Below are 4,816 nucleotides of genomic sequence, written 5' to 3' on the forward strand. Positions count from 1 at the left end.
CGAACCCGCCGTCCGACACGGCGACCGGCTCGCGGGCGACCTGAGCTACCCCATGTATCTCTGCCACTGGGGCGTTGGAATTTGCGTCACCGCCGCGATTCCTGGTCTCACTCGCATGAACCCCGCCCTGCCCTCGCTCGACACTGGCGCCACGCTCCTCCGCAAGATCATCCTCAACGTGGTCTTCGTTCTTGCTGCCGCCCTCTTCATCGCGGTGATGATCGGGCAGTTTCTCTACGATCAGGTCGTCATCGAACCCATCGCCGTCCCCAAGGCACTGATCCAAGAAGGTCTCACCCCAGAAGTCGCCGCGAGCCGCCTGTGGGATGGGTTGCGCGATGCCCAGTTGCAGGCCCGCACCTCCAAGGCCAGCCTCAGCGCCATTCCCGATAGCCAGCGCATCCAGTTCGCCCTGCCCGATGTCGGCCTATCGCTCGACTCCATCGTCCGGCAGACCCGGCAATTCCTCAATCTGCACCAGACCCGCATCGGCGGCGAGATCATCTGCAATACCGATGCCTGCGCCCCCGGCGACATGCAACTGCGCCTGCGTGTGCTCAAGGGCACTAATGAAGTCATCGACCTGCCCCCCATGGGTGGCTTCGACCAGCGCAGCTATTTCACCAATGCGGCCGTGCAGGTTTTGACTGTGCTTGATCCTTTCGTCGCCATTTCGGCCATTGCCGACGCCCAGCCGGTTCGAGCAACGGCATTGGCGCGGCGTCTGGTGCGGCAGCACCATGCCGACGCCAAATGGGCGCACAATCTTATCGGCAACATGGAGAGCAACGCCGAAGACTACCATCGCGCCGCCAGCGAATACCGCGCGGCCCTGGCGCTCGATCCAAACTTTCTCATAGCCAGGATCAACCTTGCCCGGGCTCTGCGCCAGTCCGGCGCCCTCGATGCTTCGGAAGAGGCCTATGACACCCTCCGGGCCTCGCACCCTGACAACGCTCAGATCGTGGAAGGCATTGCCGAACTCCGCCTGGTCCGTGGCGATGCCGATGCCGCCATCACCCTTATGGAAAAAGCCGCAGCGCTCGACCCGGCCAGTCCGCATTACACCGCCCGCATCGGGCAGATCGAAGAAGCCCGCGGGCGAAACGACGAGGCGCTAGCCTGGTATGCGCGAGCGCTCGAAATCGACCCATCCTACGCGCTGGCTGTCGAACCCGTCTTCATCCATCGCGCCTCTACCGGTGACCTGGTTGGCGCGGAAGCGCTCATGGGCGCCGCCGCCCGCTACCAGCCCCTTGATGCAGACGCCCAGGCCCTCCACGCCGCCGCCCTCGGTTTTCTCGGCCGTCAATCAGAGGCGCTCGATGCCTTTGACCGGGCCCTCGCCATCACCCCGAACGACTTTGACCTGCTCTACCAGTCCGCCCGCACGTTACAGGACCTCGGCCGCATGCCCGAGGCCATCGATCGCTTCACCCGCGCCATAGCGGCACGCCCCTACAATCCCTCTGCCCGTTTCGGTCGCGGCGCCGCTTACGCCATGACCGGCCAGAACGCCCTGTCCCGAGAGGACCTTGTGCGCGTGCTGGAGCTTGACACGTCTGGCACACAATACGGCAATCTCGCCACGGGCTTTCTCGACATTCTCGATGGGCTGGACGCCAGGGCGGCGGAGGCCAAGCGATGAGCGAGCAACCCAGCAGCGCCGGCCTGACCAAACTGGACGCAAGCCTTTCGACGCTCCGCACCATGATCGTCAATATCGGCTTCTTCATTGCCATGATCCTGCTCATTCCCACCATGGGCGCACAGATCTTGCGCAATCCCATCATCATCGAACCCATCGGCGTCCCCGGAGCACTTTCCGATCGCGGCTTCACCTCGTCCGTGGCGGCCAATCGCGTATGGGATGGGTTGCAGGAGTTTGCCGAGACGGCGGCAATCGCCCGGCAGAGTTTCGTTGCCGTCCCCGATAGCCAGCTAGTGGAATTCGCCCTGCCCGGCAGCGGCCTTTCCGTTGACGCCATCATCAAGCAACTGCGCCAGTTCTTCGGCAGCGAGGAAACCCGGATCACTGGCGAGATCATATGCCAGACCAGCGACTGCGCCCCGGCCGGGCAACGCCTGCGATTGCGCGTGCTGGGCCGCAGCGTCGAAGTCATCGACCTGCCCCCGATGGGCTCGACCCCGATGCCCGCCTATTTCCGCGAGGCTGCCGCAGGAATCTACGACGTGCTCGACCCAGTCATCGGCGCGGCCGCCCGAGCCGTCGCCGATCCGGAAGGCGCCATCGCCCGAGCCCGGCGCATCGCCGCCGCTGGTGGCCCAGATGCTCGCTGGGCACAAGTCCTGCTGGGCGACATCGCCCTCACCCAGCACCATGCCGAGGAAGGCAAGACGCACTATCTTGCGGCTTTGGCAGACGACCCTGCCTTTTTCGAAGCCCGTGTGGGTCTCGTCCGCGCGGCACTTGCCCTCGGCCAGTTGCAGGATGCCCAAACCACCCTCGCTGAACTTCCCGGCGACGGCGACAAGGCCGAACTCGTGCTGCAGCTCAAATCAAACCTCGCCGAAGCCCAGGGCGATCTCGACGGCGCCGGCCAATTGGCCAAGGCCGCCGCCGAAGCCAATCCCCTGTCTCCCGCCCCATTGGTCCGGCTTGGCCAACTGGCTCTCTCGGCTGGACAACCCGAGACCGCCCGCGCAGCCTTCCGCGAGGCCCTCGCAATCGCCCCCGGCTACGGCCCTGCGCTGCAGTCCCTCGGCGAAATGCACCGCGCCGAAGGCGACCTCGAAGCCGCCGAAGGGCTGGTGCGCGACTGGGCCGATTACGCGCCGGACGCCCCCGAAGCGCTCCGCGCATTGATCGACATCCGGCAGGAGCGCGGAAACGACGAAGGAGCCGCCGAAGCTTTCGAAAAGCTCGCCGCGCTCGGTCCGCTCGATGCCGAGGCCGCAATGAACCGGGCCCAGGTGCTGCAAAAACTCCGGCGCTATGCCGAAGCAGGTGACGTCATCGCCCCCTTTACCAGCGCCACGCCGCCCCTTCCCGAGGCGGTACTTCTCCTCGCCCAACTCCATGAGGAAGCAGGCCGAACCGCCAAGGCGATCCCGCTCTACGAGCACTATCTCACGCTCGGAACGGAGCTGCCCGGGCTCGAAACCGCCAAAACGGCCCTGGAACGGCTCAAGCAATAAGCCTCGGCGAGATTCAGGCCCGCGCCAGACGGCGCTGCCTGAACCCATCGTAAGTAAACACCATCAGCGACACCCAGATCAGCACGAAGCTGAGCAGGCGGATTTCGTTCAGCTCTTCGCCGAACAGGAATACCGCCACGAGAAACTGGATGGACGGCGCGAGATACTGAAACATGCCGATCGTTGTCAGTCGCAGGCGGCGGATGGCATAGGCAAAGAGCAGCAGCGGCACCGCCGTCGCCGGCCCGCTCAGCACCAGCAACAGCATCAATGTCGGGTCCGCATGCACCCCGGCGCCGTGGGTCGCGGTGTAGTAGAGCACGAAGGCCAGCGCAAACGGCGCCGCCAGCAGCGTCTCGGCAAAGAGCCCCGTCACCGGGCCCGAAGGCGCCGTCTTGCGGAAAAAGCCATAGAAACCAAAGGTGAAGGCCAGGCCCAGCGCCACCATGGGAATGCTGCCCAGCGCGACGGCCTGGATGGCAATGGCGATGGCTGCGATCGCAATCGCCAGCGTCTGCATCCGGTTCTGCCGCTCGCCGAGGAGGATCATGCCGATGGCGACATTGACCAGCGGATTGATGAAATAGCCGAAGCTGACTTCAAGCACCTGCCCGGTCTCGACCGCCCAGATATAGATCAGCCAATTGCCGACCAGCAGCGTCGCCGAAACAGCCACCACGCGCAGCTTCTTCCAGTCCCCCAGCAGCGCCCGCACCTCGGCAAAGCCGGCGCCAAAGGCGAGAATGCCCGTCAGCAGCAGCAGCGAGAACAGGGTCCGCTCGGCAACGATCAGCACCGAGCCGGCCGCCTCCAGCAGATGAAAGAGAACGGGCAGGAAGCCCCAGAGCAGATAGGTTCCCAGTGCGGCAATCGCGCCGTTACGGGTCTGGATCGTGTCGGGCGAGGTCGCCGGCGCAGCAGCGCCAGACGCCTGTTGAGGCAAACTCATCAAGAGAACTCCGCACCATTCAGGGCGCCTCAAAGCACTAGCAGCCCCTCTCCCCGGCGACCAATCAGAGTTTGTGATCGCCTTCTCTTGCATTGCTGATCGAAAGGGCCAACCTTTCAAGGTGTCAGACGTTTGACCCCTGGGAGCCGCGTGACAGCCGGTTCCAGCCAGACCAACTTGCAGGAGCAGCAGATGAAAAAGACCGTCACCTGGATCTTGATCGCCGATGGCACTCAGGCCCGTGTCCTTGAACATACCGGACCCGGCAAGGGGCTGGCGGCCGTGAAAGGGCTGGATTGGTCCATCACTCCGCTGCAGAGCCAGGATATCAATTCCGACCGGCCGGGACGCGGCTTTTCCTCGGGCGGGTCCGCCCGCTCGGCCATGGAGCCGAGGACCGACCCCGCCCAGCATCGCGAAGCGGAATTCGTGCGCTCGGTCGCAGCCGCCCTCGATCGCAAAGCGCAGGAAGGCGTCTTCGACCGCCTCGTGATCGCTGCTGCGCCCATCGCGCTCGGCAATTTCCGCAAGGTTATGTCCGACCACGTCAAGAAGACGATTGTCGCCGAACTCGACAAGGACCTGACCAACATTCCGACGACGAGCATCGACAAGCACCTCGACGGCATTGTCGCCGTCTAGAAGCGCCGACCGAAACAAAGCAACCGCCCGGAGCACCCGGGCGGTTTCGCTTTCAAATCATAGACT

General features: G+C 64.4%; 4 protein-coding genes. 3 read left to right on the forward strand and 1 reads right to left on the reverse strand.

The features are described 5' to 3' along the window. On the forward strand, positions 1 to 1,648 hold a 1,648-nt coding region (locus J0I64_RS00550; protein WP_291405407.1), incomplete at its 5' end, for a tetratricopeptide repeat protein. After that, entirely contained in the window at positions 1,645 to 3,159 is a 1,515-nt protein-coding gene (locus tag J0I64_RS00555; protein WP_291405408.1) for a tetratricopeptide repeat protein, read from the forward strand. The genes J0I64_RS00550 and J0I64_RS00555, both read left to right, overlap by 4 nt. A gap of 13 nt (positions 3,160 to 3,172) precedes the next feature. Here J0I64_RS00555 and rarD read toward each other — a convergent pair whose 3' ends face one another. Then, the gene (gene rarD / locus J0I64_RS00560) at positions 3,173 to 4,108 is read right to left on the reverse strand and encodes an EamA family transporter RarD (protein WP_291405410.1); all 936 of its coding nucleotides are present in this window, start codon (positions 4,106 to 4,108) and stop codon (positions 3,173 to 3,175) included. 192 nt (positions 4,109 to 4,300) lie between these two features. Between rarD and J0I64_RS00565 the strand changes: the two genes are divergently transcribed. After that, the gene (locus J0I64_RS00565) at positions 4,301 to 4,750 is read left to right on the forward strand and encodes a host attachment protein (RefSeq protein WP_291405412.1); all 450 of its coding nucleotides are present in this window, start codon (positions 4,301 to 4,303) and stop codon (positions 4,748 to 4,750) included. Positions 4,751 to 4,816 lie beyond the last annotated feature (66 nt).

Origin of the sequence: Devosia sp., assembly GCF_017307565.1 — a bacterium.
Lineage (GTDB): Bacteria > Pseudomonadota > Alphaproteobacteria > Rhizobiales > Devosiaceae > Devosia.

Coding starts and splice junctions, on each gene's coding strand:
- J0I64_RS00555 (WP_291405408.1), top strand. CDS start 1,645: ATGAGCGAGCAACCCAGCAGCGCCGGCCTGACCAAACTGGACGCAAGC.
- rarD (WP_291405410.1), bottom strand. CDS start 4,108: ATGAGTTTGCCTCAACAGGCGTCTGGCGCTGCTGCGCCGGCGACCTCG.
- J0I64_RS00565 (WP_291405412.1), top strand. CDS start 4,301: ATGAAAAAGACCGTCACCTGGATCTTGATCGCCGATGGCACTCAGGCC.